Source organism: Kaistella polysaccharea (assembly GCF_020410745.1).
Lineage (GTDB): Bacteria > Bacteroidota > Bacteroidia > Flavobacteriales > Weeksellaceae > Kaistella > Kaistella polysaccharea.
Genome location: NZ_CP084528.1, coordinates 1643223 through 1666928, shown reverse-complemented (window position 1 = coordinate 1666928; position 23706 = coordinate 1643223). Strand labels below are relative to the sequence as shown.

19 protein-coding genes and 1 tRNA gene are annotated in these 23706 nt (G+C 36.3%); 18 read left to right on the top strand and 2 right to left on the bottom strand.

All coding sequences use genetic code 11. From position 1 onward, the window contains the following. Positions 1–202 precede the first annotated feature (202 nt). From LC814_RS07760 to LC814_RS07675, 18 genes are all read left to right on the top strand, one after another. Entirely contained in the window at positions 203–3277 is a 3075-nt protein-coding gene (locus tag LC814_RS07760; protein WP_226063371.1) for a T9SS type A sorting domain-containing protein, read from the top strand. Positions 3278–3357: 80 nt separating this feature from the next. Beyond that, positions 3358–4434 carry an arginase family protein gene (locus LC814_RS07755; protein WP_226063370.1) on the top strand — a complete coding sequence of 359 codons (1077 nt, stop codon included), beginning with the start codon at positions 3358–3360 and terminating at the stop codon, positions 4432–4434. Positions 4435–4493: 59 nt separating this feature from the next. Then, positions 4494–6029, top strand: a complete 1536-nt coding sequence (locus LC814_RS07750) for a DUF8728 domain-containing protein (protein ID WP_226063369.1) — start codon at positions 4494–4496, stop codon at positions 6027–6029. Continuing rightward, positions 6029–7024, top strand: coding sequence for a glycosyltransferase family 2 protein (locus tag LC814_RS07745; RefSeq protein ID WP_226063368.1), 996 nt, complete (start codon positions 6029–6031; stop codon positions 7022–7024). The genes LC814_RS07750 and LC814_RS07745 overlap by 1 nt, the downstream gene beginning before the upstream one ends. A 17-nt stretch (positions 7025–7041) precedes the next feature. After that, a complete protein-coding gene (locus tag LC814_RS07740) occupies positions 7042–8172 on the top strand; it encodes an EpsG family protein (RefSeq protein ID WP_226063367.1) in 1131 nt (376 codons plus the stop codon). A gap of 1 nt (position 8173) precedes the next feature. Continuing rightward, the gene (locus LC814_RS07735) at positions 8174–9295 is read left to right on the top strand and encodes a glycosyltransferase family 4 protein (protein ID WP_226063366.1); all 1122 of its coding nucleotides are present in this window, start codon (positions 8174–8176) and stop codon (positions 9293–9295) included. A 29-nt stretch (positions 9296–9324) separates the two neighbouring features. Continuing rightward, a complete protein-coding gene (locus tag LC814_RS07730; RefSeq protein WP_226063365.1) occupies positions 9325–10194 on the top strand; it encodes a polysaccharide biosynthesis/export family protein in 870 nt (289 codons plus the stop codon). Position 10195: 1 nt separating this feature from the next. After that, positions 10196–12679, top strand: coding sequence for an exopolysaccharide transport family protein (locus LC814_RS07725; RefSeq protein ID WP_226063364.1), 2484 nt, complete (start codon positions 10196–10198; stop codon positions 12677–12679). A 176-nt stretch (positions 12680–12855) separates the two neighbouring features. Continuing rightward, on the top strand, positions 12856–13629 hold the full coding sequence (porG, locus tag LC814_RS07720; RefSeq protein WP_226063363.1) for a type IX secretion system protein PorG: 774 nt from the start codon (positions 12856–12858) through the stop codon (positions 13627–13629). A 3-nt stretch (positions 13630–13632) separates the two neighbouring features. After that, positions 13633–14382, top strand: a complete 750-nt coding sequence (gene uppS / locus LC814_RS07715; protein WP_226063362.1) for an undecaprenyl pyrophosphate synthase — start codon at positions 13633–13635, stop codon at positions 14380–14382. A gap of 32 nt (positions 14383–14414) precedes the next feature. Beyond that, positions 14415–16949 (top strand): BamA/OMP85 family outer membrane protein, encoded by a 2535-nt coding sequence (locus LC814_RS07710; RefSeq protein ID WP_226063361.1) that lies wholly within the window; start codon positions 14415–14417, stop codon positions 16947–16949. Positions 16950–16956: 7 nt separating this feature from the next. Beyond that, the gene (locus LC814_RS07705; RefSeq protein WP_226063360.1) at positions 16957–17502 is read left to right on the top strand and encodes an OmpH/Skp family outer membrane protein; all 546 of its coding nucleotides are present in this window, start codon (positions 16957–16959) and stop codon (positions 17500–17502) included. A 61-nt stretch (positions 17503–17563) separates the two neighbouring features. Beyond that, positions 17564–18058, top strand: coding sequence for an OmpH/Skp family outer membrane protein (locus LC814_RS07700; RefSeq protein WP_226063359.1), 495 nt, complete (start codon positions 17564–17566; stop codon positions 18056–18058). 62 nt (positions 18059–18120) lie between these two features. After that, entirely contained in the window at positions 18121–18612 is a 492-nt protein-coding gene (locus LC814_RS07695) for an acyl-CoA thioesterase (RefSeq protein ID WP_226063358.1), read from the top strand. Further along, positions 18609–19478, top strand: coding sequence for a dTDP-4-dehydrorhamnose reductase (rfbD, locus tag LC814_RS07690; protein ID WP_226063357.1), 870 nt, complete (start codon positions 18609–18611; stop codon positions 19476–19478). Before LC814_RS07695 ends, rfbD begins: the two co-directional genes overlap by 4 nt. Beyond that, positions 19475–20149, top strand: a complete 675-nt coding sequence (locus LC814_RS07685) for a hypothetical protein (RefSeq protein ID WP_226063356.1) — start codon at positions 19475–19477, stop codon at positions 20147–20149. The genes rfbD and LC814_RS07685 overlap by 4 nt, the downstream gene beginning before the upstream one ends. A gap of 9 nt (positions 20150–20158) precedes the next feature. Beyond that, the gene (gene bshB1, locus LC814_RS07680; protein ID WP_226063355.1) at positions 20159–20878 is read left to right on the top strand and encodes a bacillithiol biosynthesis deacetylase BshB1; all 720 of its coding nucleotides are present in this window, start codon (positions 20159–20161) and stop codon (positions 20876–20878) included. A gap of 35 nt (positions 20879–20913) precedes the next feature. Beyond that, positions 20914–20987, top strand: a tRNA-His gene (locus tag LC814_RS07675). A gap of 108 nt (positions 20988–21095) precedes the next feature. Here LC814_RS07675 and LC814_RS07670 read toward each other — a convergent pair. After that, positions 21096–21431: a DUF3276 family protein gene (locus tag LC814_RS07670; RefSeq protein WP_226063354.1), complete on the bottom strand. Its 336-nt coding sequence runs from the start codon at positions 21429–21431 to the stop codon at positions 21096–21098. 116 nt (positions 21432–21547) lie between these two features. Beyond that, entirely contained in the window at positions 21548–23209 is a 1662-nt protein-coding gene (locus LC814_RS07665; RefSeq protein ID WP_226063353.1) for an ABC transporter ATP-binding protein, read from the bottom strand. Positions 23210–23706 lie beyond the last annotated feature (497 nt).

Sequence of the window (23706 nt, the reverse complement as noted above, 5' to 3'; positions counted from 1 at the left end):
AGCTTCACCAAGTCTTGTTTAATGTTTTTAAGAAATGTTAAAATTTAAACAGCATATTTCTTCGTTTTTAAGGTAATTATCTTTTATTAATATTTATATATTTGACCCGCACAAAATTGAAAAAAAACAAAAATCTCTTTTAAAACCACACAAACGATGTTAAAAAATTAGCAAAATTTAATTTGTATAATTTTTTTTAACGATGATAAAGTATCAACTGATAGTATTTTGTTTTTTTGCTCATGTTCTAACAGCTCAAACTTCTAGCGCCGCAAAAGGCCCCAACAGTTACATTTACGATATAGATCTTGCACAGCAGCAGGATTACGGCGGTATAGAAATTCCCGTTAAAAAGGCCTATGATATGTGGTCTGACTACGAATATCTTAAAGCCAACAATACCTCCACACCAATTCCGGGTGGCGTACAAAGTGCGTCGCTTTATTGGGAAGATGTTCCTGGTTTGGTAGAAAATGTTTCAATTATTTCCCAGGGTGAGCCATCAGCATCGAAAATAAAAATTTCTATTGATAATGCACGGGGAAAAGGCAATGCCGTTGTCGCTTTCAAAGTTGACGGAAAAATCTATTGGAGTTGGCATATTTGGGTGACTGACAATCCCGAAAATGGTGTGAACTACACGCAAGGTTTCGAAACTGATATCAATGGAAATCCCATAGCCGTGCAATATATGGATCGAAATTTGGGCGCAGCGAGCAGTAGTTTTCTAGGTGACCAATGGCAAAAAAGCGGCGGTTTAATGTATCAATGGGGAAGAAAAGATCCGTTCCCTCCTTTGGTTTACAAAGATTCTTATTTTTACGAAATCACTGGCGAGGTCGGAGTTTTGAAACATAAGCAAGTTGATCCGAAGAACTCTATTCCGGTAAAAATTCGGCTTTACGACGAGATCGAAAAAAACATACAATATGCCGTGAATAATCCTATAACGTATATTGTTAACACAGATAATTCTGGGAATTGGTTTTCCAGCAGCCGTTATAAAGTGGCAGGCGCAAGTCCTAATTACATGACTTGGGATTTATGGTCTGACAATGCAAAAGGTGGAAACAGTAATGCCAGCAGTTCTAGCACAACTTTAAAGAAAGAAAGTTCCTCCTATGAATTAAAATCTGAGTTGGATCCGTGTCCCAGCGGTTGGCGTATCCCGTCCTACTACGGTCGGGAAACTCAAAATAATAATCTCTCCTTTTTCGGAAGAAAAAATAGCGGCGTAAATGATGATCAAAATGCCGATTACCGACAAATATTTCCGGATGCTGTTAACAACAGTTTGAACGGAATTAAAGTTTATCCCGGTTTAGGTATGGATTTTACAAATGCACAAGATGGCGCCCGTAACATCGGAATTATGCCAGTTCCCGGAGCCTATGTTTATTATCCGAATGTAAATGCACCCAACGCGCCAGTAGGAGTGACTTTTCAGGACAACCAATCCAACGGAGGTTTATGGAGCTCTACTTTCGCCTTCGATGGTGCGAGACTTTTCTCTATACTTTCTGATCCTTATCGAACCTCTACAAGTGTTGGACTTCACGCCATTTACAATAATGAGACAAATCCAACAAAAACTGGGAATGCAGTTCGATGCATGAAGGATCCAAATATGGCAGCAATTGGAGATTTCGCCACCGAATATTTCTCCTCTAAAAAAGAAAATTATAAGTTAGGTTTGGACGATCCAAATTCCTATATCATTAGCGATAATCAAACACTTGAAATACCTGTAAGTAAAGCTTTTTCCGTTTATAATCAGCTTTTGTCTGACCGAAAAATGTTACCTTCAGACAAATTGGTGGCTAAAGTTTTATGGACCACAAACCCTAATTTGATTGGGAAAGTAAAGATTCGTGCAGATGGTCAGGATGCTAGAAATTCAGTTATTGAAGTCAGCTCCACCGCGAATGTAGAAGGCAACGCTGTTATATCGCTGCACAATGGCGATATAGACGGACCCATTTACTGGAGCTGGCACATATGGGTTTCGAAAGAAAATCCTACGCAGAAGACTCTAAAATATACGACTGAAAATAAAATTCCCACAACCTTTAACATCGTAAATACGGGCGCTACCAGATTGCCTACCATCACCACGGAATTTATGGATAGAAATCTGGGAGCTTTAAGCAGTGATATTAATTCTGATAAGGCTAATGGTTTGCATTACCAATGGGGCAGAAAAGATCCTATTCCATCTTTTTCTAATGGAACTGTGGTACACATACCTGTTCAGCAGGCGTCTTCAAATGAAGTGAATTATGTTAAAATATCATCGGGCGATTATGCAAATCGATTCAGCGATTCCTACGAAGTGTACGGCTCCAAAAATTCAGTTTCCAATTTAAAAATTAAAGAGAATTTAAAATATTCCGTACAACATCCGATGAACTTTATGTATCAAAGGAATAAGGGAGCCGTTTATAATGGCGGAAATCACTATGAAAATAATTTGAATGAAGTTCGGGACTGGATTACAGACGCCCGCTCACAAGCTGCAGAAAGATGGGGTCATGCTTATGTAAAATCTCCCTTCGATCCATGTCCAGAAGGCTGGCGCGTGCCCGATGTTACCTTTACCAATTTATACAGTGGATCGAAAGGAAATTCACCGTGGTATAATGGCTATCAGAAAGACAGTTATGGTAAAACGGGCGTAATTCAAGATCAGTGGCAAGATATTGTGAAGAATTATTCAGGGGTGTTAGAAGGAAAGAAAGGTTGGAAATTCCAGAACTCTGTTTTTAACATTGGTGATTTTCCGGCAGATGGAATTCGGGGCGAGCTGGGCGAAAACGAATTATCGTATGAACGTTCAGGTGTTTGGACTTCTTCTATGGCCGATTATAATTCTGGCTATGCTTTGGCGATGCAGTTTGAAAATAACAAAATGCAGACTGGTGCCGGAGTTTATCCTCAAGCTGCAATGTCTGTCCGTTGCGCAAAAGATGTCACACGTATGCTTGGAGCGCCGCGGGAACCTAAAGTAATCAGAGTACTCGTTCCGAAGGTAGAACCTACTGTTCAGCCCGTGGAAAACGAAGTGCTGGTTTATCCAAATCCTTTCACTACCGAATTTACCGTGAAAAATAAAGAAAGTCAATCTGTAGAAATTTATGATATGACGGGTAAACTAGTTCTTGAAAATTCAATTAAAGAAGGTAAAGTTGATGCATCGAGTATTCGCTCCGGATTTTATATTGTTAAAATTACGATGAAAGATAATTCAATAGTCACCAAAAAGATTATAAAACGCTAATTGCCCTTTTTTTATAATGAAAGCATCACCTTTGGTGGTGCTTTTTTTCTATTTTTGTTTTTCATTCAAAATAATCTCTCATGAACCTTGAAGATCTTTTCCTTCCGCCTCATAAAATTACCGCTGAACCATGGCAACTTGCCAGTATGATTACCAATGATCTTAAGGAAAACAGCATTGCGCTGATTTTTTGCTCTGATTATCGAGGGATTAATGAGGGTGAAGCGGAAATGGTAGATTTCAGAAATTTAAGGAAAGAATTATACAAGCTTTCAAAATTAGATTTTGAAATGCCTGTCTGCGATTTAGGTGATCTGGTATCTGGGAAAAATCAGGAGGATACGCATTACGTGCTGGATGAAATTTTAACAATGTGTCGGAAAAAAAATGCAATTCCCGTCGTAATTGGTGGAAGCAATGAACTCGCATATGTGCTCTTTTCATCATTGAATGCAACTCACCAAAATATTACTTACACTCAAATATCAAATTTAGTAACGCTAACCAATGAAGGAGAAAATCTGAATGAGTCTAATTTCCTTTCAAAAATTTTAAGTTCTAAAAATTTCAGCCTTAAAAATTATCATCATTTGGGATATCAAAAACATTTAAATGCTAATGACTCTGTGAAACTGATGCGGGAAGTTGATTTCGATGTGATAAGACTTGCAGAAATGATGGGCAGTACGGATAGTACCGAACCCTTTTTCCGACAAGCTGATTTGGTTACGGTAAATTGTGACGCGGTGGAAAGTATTGGTGATGGTTTCTCGGTTAATCCACAAGTAAATGGTTTGAACAGACGTGAAATTTGCGCGTACATGAAAGAAATCGGTTTAAGTCAGAATCTAAAGTCCGCGGGAATTTTTAATGCAAACATCAAGAGCAGAAATCAGCTTAATCACCAGCTTTTAGCACAAATGATTTGGCATTTGATTGAAGGAATCAACATTCAAAGATCACATCCTGCAGAACGTGCTTTCGAAACTTTTTGGGTCATGATTGGCGAAGAAAAATTTGCCTTTCATCGGGAAACTTTCTCAGATCTTTGGTATTTCGGTACCGAAGAAAATAATGAAAAGTTGAAACCTTGCTCGCCCAATGATTACGACGCGGCAAAAAAAGGTTTTATCAATCCCAGATTACTGAAATTTTAAGCAAAAATTTGATGTAAGAACGTAGATTAAAATTGCTATTTTTGCTGCATACCACAAATATGAAAAGAGTTTTAGCAAAAATTTCCGAAAACCCCTTTTGGCTTATTCTGCTGACAGTTATTCTTAAACTTCCCATGTTTTTTACGGGGCATATTCAGGAGGATTCTTTTATTACGTGGCGCGTTGCGAAAAATTTTGTGAAATACGGTGTCATTGGTTTTAATGGTGACGAAAGAATATCTGCTTCTACAACGCATCTGTATGTTTTTATTTCTTCAATATTTAATTTAATTTTCGGTGATTATTTTGTTATTCCGCTACTTCTTTTCAGCAGTGTTCTCTTTGCGGTAGGATCTTGGTGGCTTTCTAAAATATTGTTTCCAGAGAAATTATTTCCGCGAACGCTATTTGTCCTTCTTCTTAATATGACGCCGCCAGCACTTACGGCCTCACTGCTGGGCATGGAATATGGCATTTTGTTTTTTCTCTATAACGGATTGATTTATTTCGGCCTTTATCAAGGTAAAAAGTGGGCCTATTTTGTTTTCCCAATTCTCTTATTATGGACGAGAATTGATACCGTTATTTTTCTCGGCATCTTCTTTCTGGCCGATTTATATTTTAAAAGAAAATTAAATCTTTTTCTCATTCTAGGAGGAATTATCGGGCTCGTAAGTGTGGTAGGATTCAATTATCTTTATTTTGGCGAAATAGTAAACCATACGATTACCGCCAAGAAAATTGCGTATAAAAATCTCATTCAAAATAATAGCTTAGAGTATTCTCTGTTTCAATGGGCCTACTACGGAGGTTTAATCAAGAAATACAGTGTTCTAACATTTCTAATTTTTATGGCCTTCCTCGGCTTTCTCGGATTTGTTCTTTGGAAAATTAGTCGCAATACCAAAATATCTTCCTTAATAAAAGTTGTTGTTTTGTTTACCGTTATATTCGCGTTGGTGAAGATCACTATTTTTGCATTCTTCAATGCTTATTTCGATTGGTATTATTGGCTTCCGCGGGTTTTTATGTTCGGGGTTATACTTTACTATTTTTTAAATATTAATACTAAAAAAACCAAAATTTTATATGCGGGGTTATTCCTTTTGTTTTCTGGACTGTATGTTTTTCAATGGATTCAATCGTATACAATTGGTTATATGGAAGAACGTCAGCGGATGCAAATTGCAGCAGATATCAATCAAAATAACGGAGGACTTGGGCAGTCAATTCTACTGGAACCAGCTGGAATAATTCCTTTTTTTACGAAACTTTATACCTATGATGAGGTTGGTTTGGTGAACGCAAGAATTAATGATGAAATGCTGAAGGATGAAAAATACTGGTGGATTAATTCCGTGGAGCGATTTCAACCTGATTATATATTGACTATCGCTTCTAAACCATCTTTGGAGGGAGGATTTTATAAATTAAGATCGGAAGATACAGCTAGTTTCACCAACGATTATACATTGGTAAAATCGTACCCAATTGATCGGATCCACGAAGAAGCGCCACCGCTCCTGAAATGGATTTACCATATTCGGCCTATTGGTAAAGATTATTTTTTATATAAGAAAAATACAAATCGCTAATGAGACCAACTGTTTCTATTATCGTTCCAGTATATCAAGTTGAACAATACTTACGTAAATGTTTAGAATCATTGGTGGACCAAACATTGCAAAATTTAGAAATATTAGTAATCAATGATGGAAGTCCAGACCATTCCCAAGAAATAATTGAGGAATTTCAGCATAAATTTCCGCACTTAATTAGAAGTTTTCAAAAAGAAAACGGTGGTTTAAGTGATGCCCGTAATTTCGGACTGGATCGCGCCACGGGAGATTATATCGGTTTTGTGGATAGTGATGACACGGTTTCACCAACGATGTTTGCAGAAATGTATCAGTTGGCAATAGCGCATAATGCAGAAATGGTTATTTGTAATCTACAGAAAGTTGATGAAAAAGGAACTGTTACTCAAAATCTCACGCAAATTCCCAATATGCCTGAAAAAATATTCCTTAGAGAGCATTTTTCAGTTTTTGCAGACCTTTCTTATTTTGCCTGTAATAAAATTTATGAGCGAAAACTTTTTGAAGGGAAACGATTTAAAAAAGGCGTTCATTTCGAAGATATTCAGTTGATTCCGCAGCTTTTATTGGAATGCAATGTCATCGCGCAAACTCAAAATTTCCATTATAAATATTTAGAAAGAGCTGATTCTATTACCAAAATTCATTCTGAAAAAGGACTTGATATTTTAAAGGCGGTGGAAGATGTTTCCCACTACTTTCAATCTTCTCAATATACTGCGCACGCAACAGAGTTGAAAAACTTTAAAATTTTAGAAGGCGTTTATACTTTTCTGGCGTATTCTGCCTTTGTTAAAGACGCAGCTGTTTTTAAAAATCTACAGTCAGAGCTTAATTCCTTTTTGAGAAAACACCAGATTTCTACTTTAGAAATATTAACCTACAAAAGATTTGGAAGAAATTATCTACTATCTTTACCGCTGAAGAAAAAAATCTATTATTTACTAAGTTTTACAGGCTTATATCCCATCCTGAGAAAACTCTTGCAATAAAAACACTGACTTATTTGATGCCAATTCTACATCCTATTTTTGCGATCATATTTGGATTTCTTGCGGTAGCGAGTTACTGGGAGATTTTCAGGTTAGAAAAAAAGCAAAGCGTTTTTGTCTGGATTGCGGGCGTTCTAATTATTTGCGCGGTTGGTTTACGATTAAATGCCGGCGCAGATTATCCCGTTTACCGAACCCTTTTTGCTGGTTTTGCTTTATACACTTCCTACGGCGATGTTTTCGATAAAGCACTTTTCCGGGATAATGCGGAACAAATCGAGTGGATTTATGTTTTAATTAATAAGCTTGTTTTCGATTTCGGTTTGCCTTTTTTTGTTGTTACTTTTATAATGGCACTTATTGCAGTAACGCTCAAGTTTACAACCATTTATAAAAATGTGGCTTTTCCGGCATTGGCCATTCTCTTCTATTTTATGCCGATTATGTTTTTCGAAGATTCTGGACAAATGCGTCAGGGTTTGGGAATCGCAGTTTGTATTGCGTCTTTTAAATATATAAAAGACCGGAATCTGGTGATGTTTCTCATCTGCATGTATATCGCTTTAGGTTTTCACAAAACGTCAGTCGTATTTATTCCGGCTTATTGGATTGTAAAAATTCCCATGAACAGCAAGCGGATTTTCTGGGTTTTGGTGATCGCCTTATTGATTTCACCCTTAGAACTTTACAGACTGGGCGGCGGATTATTCAGCTCAATTGCACCAGATGATCTTTCCGGAGCGTACACGGGTTACCTGGACGACCGCTATTATGGGACAGAAGTGGAAACCGGATTAAATGATATTGTAAAGCTTTTTTTTATCGGTATTTTAATTAGATTTGATAAGCAAGCTTGTGAAGAGGTTTTGTGGTATGAATATATGAGAAATCTGGCCGTATTCGGTTTGGTGCTTTTCTATTTTTTCCGGTCAAATGAAATCTTTGCCGTAAGACTCCCCGGAGCTTATATGTTTTTTGTAACCATGTTTTGCATGACCAGTATTGTGTACGCGGTACGTGGCAGAACGCGGCAATTTCTGTATCTTGGATTTATGACTTATCTCATCGCCATGTTTTTCTATTTTGGTAAAGGCAATGGCGATAAAGGCTCTTTTACGATAGATAAATATACGAACGTATTGTGGTAGCATGAATGAAATAATAAAGGACGCTCTAGAAAACTTCGGGATTTCTCTCTTCGCCGCAAAATTGGTGTTGGGGATTATCTTTTCATTTCTGCTTACATTTTTTACGATTCCAACGGTTGTGAAAATTTCCCGTCGGAAAAACCTGATGGACGAACCAGGCACACGCAGTTCACACCTGCGTAAAATCCCTAATTTAGGTGGAATTGCTATGTTTTATTCGCTTGCAGTTTGCGCCTCTATTTTCGCTTTTGAACTCTTCGAACTTTATAAATTTCTCTTCGCATCTTTGGTCATTCTTCTATACATTGGTGTGATGGATGACATCGTTGTAATGCGGGCCTATAAAAAACTTCTTGCACAGATTGTCGTAACAGGTTTAATGGTTTTGGGATCAGATGTAAGAATCAGAAGTTTTTTTGGTGTATTTGCAATTTATGAACTGAGCTACACCGTAAGTGTTATTTTTAGCATGCTTACCTTTATTTTGTTGATAAATGCTTTTAATTTAATTGATGGGATTGATGGTCTTTCTGGCGGATATTCTGTGATATGCAGTGCTTTATTTGGAATTAGCTATTTCCGATTGGGCGAATTTAATTATCCACTGGTCGTCTTATCTGGTGTGATTATCGGCTCAGTTGTTGGGTTTCTGTATTATAATTTATCTCATTACCGTAATAATAAAGTGTTCATGGGTGATACCGGATCGATGATTTTAGGTTTTCTTCTGGCGTTTACTGCCATTTGTTTTATTGATATTTTCATCGACAAAGAACTCCCGGAAGTACCACGGTATTATTTGCAAACGGCACCTGCAGTTACGGTGGCGATTCTCATTTTACCAATTGTTGATACGCTGAATGTCATACTCATAAGAATTAGAAATAAACAGTCTATTTTTGTAGCAGATAAGAATCACATCCATCATAAACTCTTAGATTTGGGATTAACGCACCGCAGATCATCTGCTTATATATTAATTTATTACTTATTTGTGGTTGGCGTGGCGTATTATTTCAGGCACATTAATGTAAATATTTTAATGCTTATCGTCGTAAGTTTAGGCTTCATCGGAGCGTATATTCCTACGTTAATTCTCTTAAGCAGACGAAAAACTAATTAATTTGTTATTTTTGCAAACACTTTACGCTGATGAAAATATTTAAACTCTCTTTTATACTCGTTCTTACCTATCTTGTTCAATCTTGCATTTCCTCGAAAGATGTACGATACATGCAACCCAACGAAAGTTTGGTTATTAATGAAGAGGGTTTGGTTCCCTACAATATTCCCGTTTACCGGATTACTAAAAACGATATGCTGAACTTGAATATCGTGACGACCCCAAAAGGTGACGCTGCGCAATTTTATTCCAGTTTAAATGCAACAGTGAGTGATGGTACAGGAAACAACAGTGCGCAATCATCAAGTAATATGGCTGTTTCAAACCGACAAACAGACGCCGGAGGAGGAAATATTAATTTTTATTTTAATGGATTAAAAGTCGACTCGAAAGGTGATATCAATATATTTGGGATTGGCTATATCAAGGCAGAAGGCCGAACTTTAGAAGAAATAACACAGGAAATTCAAACCAAGGTTGATGAGAATTTTGTAGAAGGAAAATCAGAAGTAAGACTAAATACCGATGGGATTACCTATTATATTCTGGGTGATGTAGAATCAATTGAAATAAGTGGCGAGAAAAAAGCACATAAAAATACCCTAACTTTAACGGAAGCGTTGGCCATTAACGGCGGTTTAAACCGTACGATTGATCGCACCAATATTGTAATTCACCGCAAACTTCCGGAAGGAATTAAAATTGCAAGAGTTGATCTTACCCGTGAAGATGTTATGAATTCGCCATATTACTGGGTTCAAAATGGGGATGAAATATTTTTAAATACCCGTTCCAAGAATTTAAATGGTTTTGGTAAAGATCCTATCCAAACCCTGACCACTGGCGTATCTGTAATAACGACTGCCATGTCCATATACCTAATTTTAACGAGACTGTAAGATGATTCCTGAAAGAGAAAATACCGCGCAGTCAGCGAAAGATCAAAATAAAATTGGGTCTTTCGCCATCTTCGATGTGGAACACTACATTCGCAGGATTCTACGAAATTGGTACTGGTTTGTTCTGATGATTGCATTAGGTTATGCAATTTCCTGGGTGTACAGTAAATATTATGCGCAAAGAATTTACGCTTCTAATTTATCGCTAAGTGTTTCAAATAATACAGCCAGCTATTTTACGCCAAACCAGTCCATTAATTTCATTTGGGGACAAAACGGAAATCAAGATGGAATTTACCTGAAAAAAATGTTGCTTTCCAGATCGCACAATGAATATCTGGTGCAGCAGCTGGATCTTTACATCAATTACTCAACAAAAGGTCTCATCAAGCAGACTTACTTGGATAAATATGATTCTCCCGTTTTTTTTGAAATTGACAAAACTTATCCGCAACAAGTCGATTATCCAATTACTTTAATCCCAAAAGGAAGTAATCGGTATGAAGTGGTTTTGCCCAAGGAAGGCGAATCAACCAATCTTTATTCCTACGAAACAGAGAGCTTTCGACCTACTTCATCATTTAAAAGACCTGAAAATAAAGTTATTTCTTTAAATGAATGGTACGTTTCGCCCAATCTCCGGTTCCGTTTAATTAAAAATGAACAGCCAAGTCCAATTATTTTTGAAAATATCATTGTTAATTTATCGACTGTAAATGCGACTGTAAACAATCTCTTTAATACGATTAATGTTGACTTTGATAAAGAGATCAATTCAATAATGATCATTACTAAAAAAGGGTATAACTTAAATGGAACGGTTAATTTCCTAAATACCTCTGTGGATGAATTACAGAAAAAAAGACTTATCGACCGAAATACCGTTGACAAAAACACAGAAAAGTATTTGATTGAAAATTTAAATGACATCCGCAAAAAGCTAGATTCGAGCGCAACAGTCCTTAATCACATGAAGGTTACTGAAGGACTTTATGACGTAGAAAACAGGGATGAAAAATCACTGGATGAAATTAAAGCACTAGATGCAAAAAAGGCAGAGATCATTACACGAATCAATTCACTTAACAGTATCAAAAATTCCCTGGCGTCGCAGAATTTAGACCGTTTGATTAACATGAGTACAGCTGGCGTACAAGACGGTGTGTTTGATGCAACAGTGGCAGAATTGAAAAACTTATATGCAAAACGTCGTGAGCTCGCCCTGATTTATACTCCAAATTCAGAACCGATGCGCGAAATTAATCGCTTAATTAATGAGGCACGCACCAGTTCTAATGGTTCATTAAGCAATTATTACAACACCTATCTCAGCGAGATTGCAAAAATTGATAGGCAACTTGCTCAAGTAAGTTCTGACCTCGCTTCTTATCCGGCAAAAGAGAGAAAATATTTAGATGCTGAACGTGGTTACAATATGATTGAAGCCACCTACAATACCTTGCTTACCAAACAAAATGAGACTCAAATTAGAGTAGCTACGAATAAATCGGACATTACCGTAATTGATCCAGCTAAAAATTTAGGTCAGCCACCGATTGCACCTGATATCGCGAAAGCAAAATACATCATCATTGGTGGGCTTTTACTTTTACCGCTACTTTTGCTTGCAATCGGGCAACTTTTAGATAGCCGAATCCGTAACATCAAGGAATTACTTCAGGTTACGAAAATTCCATTATTGGGTGTAATTGGCCGAAATTCGCACGATAATAACTTAACGGTTTTAGAGCAACCAAGATCTTCTATTTCAGAGGCGTTTAGAGGAATTCGAGCAAATCTGCGTTTTTTACATAAAGAAGATAATACATCGAAAGTTATTCTTCTTACTTCGTCTATTGGTGGCGAAGGAAAAACCTATGTTTCTATTAATATTGCTTCAGTGTTAGGATTGAGCGGTAAAAAAACGATTCTTTTGGGCATGGATCTACGGAAGCCGAAAATTTTCGGCGACTTTAAAATCAATAATAAATTCGGAATTTCGAATTATTTAACGGGTGAAGTTGAGATGGATAAAATCATCAATCAAACTTCCATTCCTAATCTACACGTTGCGACTTCCGGTCCAATTCCACCAAATCCTTCGGAGCTTTTGATGAGCGAGAAAAGCATTAATTTTATTAAAGAGCTGCGGAATCACTATGACTTTATCATTATCGATTCACCACCAGTTGGTTTGGTCGCTGATGCATACGAATTGATGAAATATGCTGATGCAAGCATTTATGTGGTGCGCCATGAATATACAGAAAAGCATATGCTGAAAATGATTACCGAAAAGTATCATGATAACGAAGTGCATAATCTTGGATTGGTTTACAATGATTATCAAGGTGGTAAGCAAGGTTACGGTTACGGATATGGCTATGGCTACGGTTATGGTTACTTTGAAGAAGACGCTACCTACGAGGAACCTACAATAATCAAAATACGCAATAAGATTAGAAACATTCTTGGCAAAAAGTAGAATATTAAAATGATTGAAAGACTTTCAATCGATTCATCATAAATTGAAGAATTAAACGTTTTAGTATCTAAAAATTATGCTTTTTTGAGGTTATTTAACTAAATATTAAGAATTTCATTCAGCTAAAAATGTTTTATATTTGCAGCTTATTTATAAATTCTGTTGTCCCAATTTTCATGCAAAAGAAAATTACTTACTTTTTTATCGCTGTCTTTTTTATTTCGTTTTCCCTAAAGGGACAGCGGCATGAAATAGGTGTTCAGCTGGGCATGAGTAATCTGGTTGGCGATATCGGTAGAACCAACTATATACTGCAAAAACCTATCGGAAACTACCGTGAGCTCGGCATTCCCTTTTATGCTGGTATTTTGTACCGGAGGAACTTTAATCCTTATCAATCGGTGCGATTGAATTTGGGTTACAGTCATATTCAGTTTTCCGATGCGCATGCAAAAGAATTATACAGACGAAACCGATATCTTGATGGCAGCAATTCGATTTACGAGGCGGATATTGTATTTGAATATAATTTCTTTCCTGTAAACGAAGAACATAAAAGTCTCCTAAGTCCTTATATATTTGGAGGCGTGGGCGGAATGCTTCACAGTACACCGCAATTGATTATCGATAATAATCAAGTCTCAGAAGCGCCGTATGTTTCTGCACTCTCCTTTGCAGTTCCTTTTGGGGCGGGGTTAAAATATAAGTTCAACTATAATTGGGCACTTTTTGGCGAATTGATGTTTCGTGCAACTTTTTCTGACTCCGTGGATTACAGCACAGTCGACGATAAAAATATAAAATTAGGCGATAATACACTTACTGAGCTGGAAATAGCTGATATGATAAGAAACCGACAGATAGGAAATCCCAATTCGAACGATTGGGTTAATTCTATAACGTTAGGACTTAGTTATTCATTTGGCAGACCACCTTGTTATTGCGATTAAATAATGGAATCCATAAAAGAAAAAATAAATCCTGACCACCTGCCACAACATGTCGCCATTATTATGGATGGTAATGGGCGTTGGGCAAAGTCACGCGGCAAAGAGCGAACCTTCGGTCATAAACACGCGATTCAGGCAGTTCGTAATGCGGTAAACGCTTGCAACGAAATTAATATACCTTACCTCACCCTTTACACTTTCTCTTCCGAAAACTGGAACAGACCAGATGAGGAGGTGAATACATTGATGAGTTTAATTTCTGAAACACTTCTCTTGGAAGCGGAAGAAATATTCAGCAAAGGATTGCGCATGCACATCATCGGTGATATCGAAAAATTGCCGCAACTGGTTCAGGACCAAATGAATCAGCTCGTGGAAATCACCAAAAATAACGACCGCGGAAACCTTATTTTAGCTTTGAGTTATGGTTCCCAAAAAGAAATTTTAGGTGCTGTAAAACAAATCGGCAACAAGCTGAAAAATGGTGAAATTACAGAAGACGATATTAATGAAGAACTCTTTGAAAATCACCTATACACTAAAGATTTCCCACCAGTTGATCTGTTAATACGCACCAGCGGCGAAGTTAGAATCAGTAATTTTCTTCTTTGGCAAATTGCCTATGCAGAATTACAGTTTTTAGATATTCTCTGGCCAGATTTCGGTGTGGAAGATTTTTTCCAGTGTATTTATAATTACCAATCTAAGGAGAGAAGATTCGGAAAGATCAGCGAGCAGCTGGACGAAAAATAATTGAATAAAGAAAAAAGTTAGCAAGATAAAAAATGAAGTTTAAATTCCTACCCATCATCATGTTTGTGGCATCTGCACATTTCTATGGTCAGATTACCCCCGAACAGACTCAGGAAAACAATCCTGTCTACGCTCAGAACGAAGCCGGCACCTATATCCTGAAAGACATTGTCGTAGATGGCGTGAAAAAATATACTCCCGCTCAGATTTTAAGATTTACGGGTCTTAATAAAAATGAGAGCGTGGAAATCCCTGGACAAAAGATCAGCAACGCAATTAAAAAACTTTGGGAAACGCAGTCTTTCTCTGAGGTAGAAGTTTACATTCAAAGTATTGAAGGCGATCAGGTAATTCTTCGGTTTAATCTTCAGGATCTGAAAGATTTAGGCGAAGTTAAATTCACCGGAAAAGGTATTGGTAAAGCAAAAGGCGAAAAGCTTGCAAAGGATAACAACCTGAAGCCCGGTACAAAGATTACACAGAATTTAATCTCAAACCTTAAAACCAATATTCCTCAAGAATATATTAAAAAAGGATATGCCGACGCTAAAATTTCCATTCAGGATAAAGTAAATGCAGGCGATCCCGATTTGGTAGATTGGACGATTGATATTGATAAAGGCAAAAAAATTAAAATAAGTCATATTGAATTCGAAGGAAATGAAAGCGTAACTGACCGAAAATTGCGCACCAAAGCCTTCAAAGATACCAAGCAGAAAAGTTTTAGTATCAAAGGAATTTTGAAACCTTCGAAATTCATTGAAGAGAAATATGAAGGCGATAAAGACAACCTGATTAACTATTATCGTTCGTTAGGTTTCCGCGATGCTAAAATCGAATCTGATTCCGTTTGGAGAAATCCGCAGAATCAATACGAGATTAATGTGAAGTTAAATGAAGGTAAAAAATATTATATCGGAGATGTAAATTTCTTAGGAAATACGGCATTCTCAACCGATTATCTGCAAAAAGTATTGGGTTATAAATCCGGTGATATTTATGATGCCGTAGGATTTAATAAGAAAGTTGGTGAAGATGGTGGTAAAGAAGATGATTCCGATATCAAGTCTATTTACATGAATAGTGGGTACCTATTTTCCAATGTTACGCCGATTGAGAAATCAGTTGTAGGCGATTCTATAAATCTTGAAATTAGAATTAATGAAGGCGAAAAAGCAACCTGGAACCGTGTAACCTGGAGTGGAAATACTACGACCCACGATCACGTAATTCTACGTTCATTAAGAACAAAACCAGGAAGTTTGTTTGCGAAAAGCGATATCAAAAGAACCTATTTTGATTTGGCTGGAATGCAGTTTTTTGATCCACAACAAATTGGTCAGCAAATCAACCCAAATCCACAAGATAATACGGTAGATGTGCATTGGACATTAGTAGAAAAAGGTTCTTCTCAAGTTCAGCTTCAGGCTGGGTACGGTGGTGGATCTTTTATTGGAACACTTGGGCTTACCTTTAATAATTTCTCTTTACGTAATTTCCTGAAATTCAAAGATTTTAAACCAGTTCCACAAGGTGACGGACAAACTTTGTCAATTCAGGCACAGGCAGGACAGTTTTTCCAGAATTACGGCATATCTTTTACCGAGCCTTGGTTGTTCGGAACAAGACCTACTGCTCTTTCGATTGGTGTAAATCAGTCATTGGTAAGATACAGCGATCAATTTGGTCTTACTCAGAAATTAAATATTTTCTCAGCCAGCGCAGGTCTTAACCGACTTTTAAGATGGCCAGATGATTATTTCTCTTTATACACTGGAATTCAGTATCAGAGTTACGATTTTGAAAATTATCCTTTCCAGTTTGGGAACACAACAGAATATTACGGATCTGCGAAAAACTTTAGTTTTAATGTTGGTTTAAGTAGAAACTCTGCAGGTTTAGATCCTATTTTCCCCACGATGGGTTCAAATATTGAAGCATCTGTGAAGTTTACGCCACCATATAGTCTTTTCAACAATAAGGATTATACCAATCTGGAACCGATTGAAAAATATAAATGGCTTGAATTTTATAAAGTAAAATTAAAAGCTGATTCATATAATACCGTTGCAGGAAAACTTGTTTTGAGAAGTACAGCAGAAATGGGCTTCCTTAATGGATACAACAAAGAATTGGGAGCGCCGCCATTTGAAAGATTTTATGTCGGTGGTACAGGTCTTTTTGGGGGAAGATATGACGGTAGAGAACTCGTTCCGCTTCGTGGTTATGAAAATGCATCATCCTCCGGAGGAACAATTGAAGATGTAACACCTTATGGTGGTGCAACAATTTACAATAGATTTGCGTTAGAATTAAGATATCCAATCTCAATGAATCAAACCGCGAAAATTTATGCCTTATCTTTCCTTGAAGGTGGTAATGCTTATAATTCGTTTGGATCTTATAATCCATTCCAGTTGAAGCGTTCTGCCGGTTTCGGAATTAGAGTATATATGGGCGCCTTCGGATTGATTGGATTTGATTTTGCGTACGGTTTCGATAAAACGATTTCCGGTACTGAACCATCAGGATGGAAAACCCACTTCCTTATGAATCAATCTTTATAAATCATTAATGATGAGAAAGTTTAAGTTATTAATTTTTCTATTCGCCTTTACCATTACCGTAAGTGCGCAGAAAATAGGTGTCGTAGATACCAATTATATCCTAAGCAAAATGCCTCAGTATAAAGATGCCGAAGCCAGACTCACAGAGCAAATTACGAACTGGCAGAGCGAAATTCAAACCTTGCAAAGTGAATTCGACAAGAAAAAAGATGCCTTAGAAAATGAAAAAGTTCTATTGATAGGAGATCAGTTGAAACTCCGTCAGAAGGAAGTTGATGATTTGGATAAAAAGATCAAAACCATGATTAATAATCGCTTTGGCTCTATGGGCGAGATAAATAACGCCCGATCTAATCTTACCAAGCCTTTTCAGGATCAGATCTGGAACGCAATCCGCACAGTATCAGAGAAAAATACTTTGGGCATAGTTCTTGATAAAAGCAACAACATCAGTGTAATTTTTCTCGATAAAAAGTATGATTATACCGATAAAGTCTTAGATTTGCTGCTGAAAAATTCTCCGGAAAAAGCATCAGAAAAAAAGAAAAAATAGAATACAAAAAGAGTATCAAATATAAATTAACAAAAAAAGAACGATAAATTTAACCCCAATTATGAAAAAATTAAGTGTATTATTTGCAGCAGTAATGATGTTTTTAGCTGTAGGAGTTGCAAAAGCCCAGAAAGTGGCGATGATGGACTACGAATCAGTACTTGCTACAATGCCTGAGACTAAAAAAATGACAACTGAATTAGACGCTTTCAGTAAATCGAAAGGTGACGAATTAAACAAACAAGCTGAATCATTTCAGAAAGAAGTTCAACAATATCAAGCAGATGCTGCAAAATTAACTGAAGCTCAAAGAACAGCAAAAGAAGCTGACCTTCAGAAAAAACAGCAAAATTTGCAACAATTGCAGGCAACTGCTCAAAATGACTTGGCACAAAGAAGAGACACTGCAGTAAAACCAATTATCGATAAATTGAATAAAGCGGTAGAAAAAGTGGCAAAAGCAAACGGTTACGATTTTATTATTGATGCAAGCGCATTAATCTACAAAGGTGGACCAGATGCTACACCAGCAGTAAAAAAAGAATTAGGTCTTTAATTAATCATCATGATCTATTAAACCATCCCAATTATCCGGGATGGTTTTTTTAATTTTGTACCATGCAAAAAGAAATATCAAATCTTGTAAGAGTTCGCTTTAGCGACTGCGATCCCATTGGTCATTTAAATAATGTAAAGTATTTGGAATATATGCTCAATGCGCGGGAAGACCATGTAGAATCGGGTTACGGCTTTACCTACGAGGAATATACGCGTAAAACTGGGTGCACCTGGATTACCATACAAAATGAAATTGCTTATTTAAAAGAAGTGCGGTACAATGCAAAAGTTCTCATTTCCAGCAAAACAATCGAAGTAGGAGATCGCCTTTCGAAAGTAGAAATCTTAATGAAAAGTGAAGACGGAAAAACCATTCACAGTATTTTATGGCTTTCGGTAATTTATTTCAATATGAAAACCCGAAAATCTGATGTTCATCCAGAAGATACTAAAAATCTCTTTCTGAAGTTTTTGGTAAATTTGGAAGAAAAGGATTTCAAAAGTCGGGTTTCCTACTTTAGAAAACAAAATAAAAACGCCTCTCGCGCATGAAAAAAATAGTAGTATTAGGTGGAAACGGTCAGCTTGGCAATTATTTTCGAAAGATTGTATCGGATTACGATAGCGATTTTGATTTTCACTTTTTCGGCTCAGAAGATTTGGATATCACAGGTCGTTCGGCAGTCTCCGATTTATTTGATGACTTAAAACCAGAATTTTGTATTAATGCTGCTGCTTATACAGCGGTGGATTTGGCGGAAAAAGAAGCAGAAAAAGCATTTGCAGTAAACGCGGATGCTGTTGGTCATATTGCAGAAGCTTGCAAAGATTCGAACACTGTTCTAATCCATATTTCTACAGATTATGTTTTTGACGGAGATACAAATATCTCGTATTCAGAAGATAATTTTACCAATCCCCAAGGAGTTTACGGCGAATCTAAGCGTAGAGGAGAAGAAGCTGCATTGGAAAATAATCCGAAAACAATTGTGATCCGAACTTCCTGGTTGTATTCCGAATTCAACAAAAACTTTGTGAAGACGATGTTGAATCTTTTCTCGCAAAAAGAGGAATTGGGAATTGTCGCAGATCAATTTGGACAACCGACTAACGCCAATGATTTGGCGCTTGCAGTCATGAAAATAATTGAAACCGAACCAAAGACTTACGGTATTTTCCATTTTTCAAATTATCCAGAAACAAACTGGTTTGAATTCGCTTCTAAAATTGCGGAATTTTCAGATTCAAAAATAAAATTAAAAGCGATTACTACAGAAGAATTTCCGACGCCTGCGAAAAGGCCTCATCGAAGTACGATGGCTCTAGATAAAATCGAAAATACTTATAAAATTGAACTGGTACACTGGGAAAATTCGCTCGAAAATTGTGTACGTATTTTGAAAACAGCAGCCCAATGAAAAAAGTCCTTTTAGTCCTAAGTTTCGGATTTTCATTTTTAATGTTTGGGCAAATTGTGACTTTAAGCAAAGTAGTACAGACGCATACAAACACCGATAAAGTTTTGTACAAAATCAATCCTGATTCTACCGCGGGAATTTATCTCGGAGAAGTTGAAGTCCAAGGTTTTTCTGATGACGATGCGAAAGTATTTGGTCTCATTTATAAAAAAGCGAAAGAAATTGGAGCCAATGCATTTTCCTGGCAACCATTTCTACAAATAGATGAAACTGCTGCGGCATTTGATCCATTGCATTATAAACTAAATTTGTATTATGTAAAATCAGATCAATTTCCAGAGGAAAATAACAGGGTTTATTTTATTTCCTCTCCCTACAAAAAACAAACAATTGCGTTTGATAAAAAAGAAATTGTTTTCAATCCGCGCACATTTACTTTTGTCCAGTTAGAACCGGGTGAAATTTATACCATTTCAACACGAAAGTTATTAGGATCAAGCATTAAATTATCAGCTCAGGAAAATCAACCCATGCAGTTTTTTCAGTTTTCAGGATTTTCTGTTAATGCAAATCAAGGAGCCGGACTTAATCTTAAATCAGGCGATATTATGAAACTCGAAAAATCGTATGGTCAGTTTTTAACAACGATTTATCAATATTTTAAGAAATAATAAGTTCAGATGAAAGTAGATATATTAGCCATTGGCGCTCATCCAGACGATGTTGAATTAGGTTGCGGTGGAACTTTAGCAAAAATGATTGCAGAAGGAAAAAAAGTAGCGGTAGTTGATCTTACGCAAGGTGAACTGGGAACGCGCGGCACAAATATTACAAGAGCAGAAGAAGCTGCGGAAGCCCGCAAAATTCTGGGATTTTCAGCGCGTGAAAATTTAAAAATGCGTGATGGTTTTATTTTAAACACAGAAGAATTTCAAATGCAGATCGTGCAAATGATTCGTAAATATCAACCTGAAATTGTATTTGCCAATTCTATCGAAGACCGACATCCTGATCATGCGAAAGCTTCTAAATTAGTTTCTGATGCGTGTTTTCTCTCAGGTTTGGTAAAAATAGAAACTGAATTAAATGGAGAAAAGCAGATTCAGTGGCGACCGAAACAGGTTTTTCATTATATTCAGTGGAAACATATTACGCCAGATTTTGTGGTGGATATTTCAGAATTTATGGATAAAAAAATTGAAGCGTGTTTGGCCTATAAAACTCAGTTTTACGATCCCAACTCTACAGAACCTGTCACGCCAATTGCAACTAAAGATTTTCTGGAAAGTCTAACTTATCGCGCGCAGGATTTGGGAAGATTGTCTGGAGTAGATTTTGCGGAAGGATTTACGACAGAAAAGCTTCTGGCATTCAAAAATTTCGATGGAATAATTTTGTAGTATATCGAAAAATCTTATATTTGCACTCTCAAACGGTGGTTGTAGTTCAGTTGGTTAGAACGTCGGTTTGTGGTACCGAAGGTCGTGGGTTCGAGACCCATCATCCACCCAAGTTAAAACGCATTGATTTTCAATGCGTTTTTTTTTATTTTTGACCTAAAATTTACCAAAAAAAAGCATTCAATTTTAAATGAATGCTTTTTTTTCTAGGTAAGTCTTAAATTTCTTCGTCGGATTCTATGGTAAAAGAACGGGTTTTGTAATCTTTGTCGTGCCTTTCTGATATTACATCTTCGCCTTTGTTGCTGATGATAAAATCGGTAGAGTCTTTGAACATTTCCTCAAAACTCTTAAAATCTTCTTTGTAAAGATAAATTTTATGTTTCTCAAAGCTCGCTTCCCCGTTTTCGCCAAAGTTTTTTTTACTTTCGGTAATGGTCAGGTAGTAATCTCCCGCTTTCGTTTCCCGCACATCAAAGAAGTAAGTTCTTCTTCCTGCCTTCAACACCTTGGTAAAAATTTCGTTTTCGTGGCGTTCTTTGTAATCACTCATTTGTATCTGTTTTTTTTCAAATCTTATTAAAACAAATATAAAAGATTTCTTTTAATTGGAAAATATATTTTTAATTATTTACCAAATAAATGCATTATCGATAAGGATTTTATATTTTAAAGGTCTGAATCACTTTCGTCTGAAGTAAGATTTAAAATTTTATCGGCGCGTTTTGCACTGCTTTCACGGTGCGTAATAATTACCGAAGTACAGTTTTGAATTTCATTTTCAATGTTTTGCAAAATATTCTCCTCAGTTTCTGTATCTAAAGCAGAAAGCGAATCATCAAAAATAAGAATACTCGGTTCTTTAATTAGAGCCCTTGCAATGCAGATCCGCTGCTTTTGTCCCCCGGAAAGCATCACGCCACGTTCGCCAACCAGAGTTTTGTATTGCTCCTTAAATTCAATAATATTTTTATGTACATCAGCTTTTTTAGCAAATTCAACCACTTTTTCATGTGTAGGATTATCGATGGAAAAGCCGATATTGTTTTCGATAGTATCTGAAAAAAGGAAACTTTCCTGTGGAATAAAACCAAGGTAATTTCTATAATTTTCTAGGTTTATTTCTTTTAAATTCTTTCCGTCTACGAGAATTTCCCCTTCTGTGGGATCAATAAGACGACAAAGCAATAGTGCAATCGTAGATTTGCCACTGCCTGTTTTCCCCATGATAGCTAGAGATTTACCAGCTTCAATTTTAAAACTCAAATTATTGAGCGCCTTAATTCCTGTATTTGGATAGACGTACGAAACATTTCTAAATTCTATAGCTCCTTTTATTGGATATTGTTCTGTACTTGTACTGATAATGTCAGTTTTCATATCGAGAAATTCATTAATTCTCGACATTGAAGCTTCGGCTCTTTGATTCACCGATGTTACCCAACCAACCATGGAAAAAGGGAAAATCAAGATGTTGATGTAAAGGAAAAAGTCTGCAATTTTACCAACAGATAATTCGTTGTTCATGTATTTTTGTCCTCCAACCAAGAGAATAATTACATTCAGCAAACCAACAACAAGAAGAATAATTGTGAAAAAGTAGGCTTCGGTTTTCGCCAGATCCAGAGATTTATCCTGATAATCTTTAACTTTAGTTCCGTAATTTTTTTCGATATAACTTTCTTTGGCAAAAAATTTAACCACTCGTATTCCTGAAAAACTGTCTTGAACAAATGTCGAAATTGCAGACTGGCTTTTCTGCATAATTTTCGACTTTTTGTTGATAATCGAACTTACTTTATAAATTACAAAAGACAAAATGGGCAGTGGGAGAAGTGACCACAATGTCATTTGAACATTCGTGTTCAGCATATAAGCCGCCGTAATAATGAGTAAGATAATTAAGTTGGCAACGTACATAACGCCGGGACCAAGATACATGCGAACGGCAACAACGTCCTCACTGAGGCGGTTCATCAGATCACCAATCGTCGTTTTTTTAAAATCGGTTAAGGAAAGTTCCTGATAATGCCGGTAAATTTTATTTTTGAGTTCGTATTCGATTCGGCGAGAGGAAACAATAATTGTCTGACGCATCATAAAGGTAAAGAAACCCGTAAGAAGGGAAGATCCAACGATAATTGCGACGTATATTAGAACCTGTTTGTTGAATCCTAAACTGGTAGTATTCGAAATTTCATCCACGGATTTCCCCACGAATTGAACTTTATAAATATTAAAAAAGTTACTGGCTATAATAAATAAAAAGCCCCAGAATAAAAGGACTCTATGTTTCCAGAAATAAGGATTAAGTGTTTTTAGTGCGTTCATAAAAATTTACAGGCGGTCTCTTACAATTTTCTTGTCTATAAACCTTTGCAAAAATAAGAAATTGAAAATTGAGAAGTTATTATTTGACGTAAAATTACTAATCAAACATTTAGATAGGTATTAAAACAAAGTCGTAAATACATTATGTATTAGGACTATATATTCAATTAGGCACGTTATCAGAAAAAATTTAGAAATTAAAAACAGTATCAAAGTAAGTTGATACTGTTTACTCAATAATTTAGACGGATAAAGTTATGTTTACATAAAATTAAATTGGTAATTGCGCACCACTTCTTATCTTAAATAATATCTGCATTTTTCTTTTAGATGAATTAAAATAATTACGGAAGGTGCAATGATGGGAATAGCAATAATCAAAAATATATTAAATAAAAATGATTTTTTATCTTGATATACAATAATAGCTGCATATAAATAAGTGATAAATATAATCAATGCTAAACTGAGAATATGATATGAATTGATTAGTAATA